3 rRNA genes are annotated in these 737 nt (G+C 50.9%); all 3 read right to left on the minus strand.

The features are described 5' to 3' along the window. A 23S ribosomal RNA gene (locus NQZ67_RS29965) occupies nucleotides 1-126 on the minus strand; the annotation flags it as partial. A gap of 221 nt (nucleotides 127-347) precedes the next feature. Then, a 5S ribosomal RNA gene (gene rrf / locus NQZ67_RS29970) occupies nucleotides 348-464 on the minus strand. Between the two features lie 154 nt (nucleotides 465-618). Further along, nucleotides 619-737 (minus strand): 16S ribosomal RNA (locus NQZ67_RS29975); the annotation flags it as partial.

Here is a 737-nt window from a genome sequence, read left to right on the forward strand (position 1 = left end):
TTCCCCATTCGGAAATCCCCGGATCAAAGCCTGCTTACGGCTCCCCGAGGCGGTATCGTTGTTCGCCACGTCCTTCTTCGGCTCCTGGTGCCTAGGCATCCTCCGTGCGCTCTTACTAGCTTAACCTAGTTATCGCTCAGCGTGAGTTTCCTCAGCTGGCGGTTGTTTCTTTCAGCTAAAGGATGTTTCAGCTCAAGATTTTCATCTTGATTTTACTTTCGTTATCCAGTTTTCAAGGTGCAAATGCGCCGCATTGCTGCGACAGGATTCATATCTTATCATGTTCTGTCGACTTCTGCAACAAGAAATTGTTGGTTATTTCGACAAGATCATAATAGGAAGAATCCGCTTGGCGACGTCCTACTCTCCCAGGACCCTGCGGTCCAAGTACCATTGGCGCTGGAGGGCTTAACGGTCGTGTTCGGTATGGGAACGCGTGGTTCCCCTCCGCCATCGCCACCAAACGGATAGCTTTATGAAAGATGTATTCGCAACCCCGTTAGGGATTGAATTGATCTTTCAAAACTGACAACGAGCGAGCAACAATCCTGCCTGAGAGTTGCTTGTGGAAGCTTATGCTTCCTATCCGATCTTCATCGAGATCGGGTATATCCTTAGAAAGGAGGTGATCCAGCCGCACCTTCCGATACGGCTACCTTGTTACGACTTCACCCCAATCATCTACCCCACCTTCGGCGGCTGGCTCCCTTGCGGGTTACCCCACCGACTTCGGGTGT

The sequence above is a fragment of the Paenibacillus soyae genome (assembly GCF_024623455.1).
GTDB classification, from domain to species: domain Bacteria; phylum Bacillota; class Bacilli; order Paenibacillales; family Paenibacillaceae; genus Pristimantibacillus; species Pristimantibacillus soyae.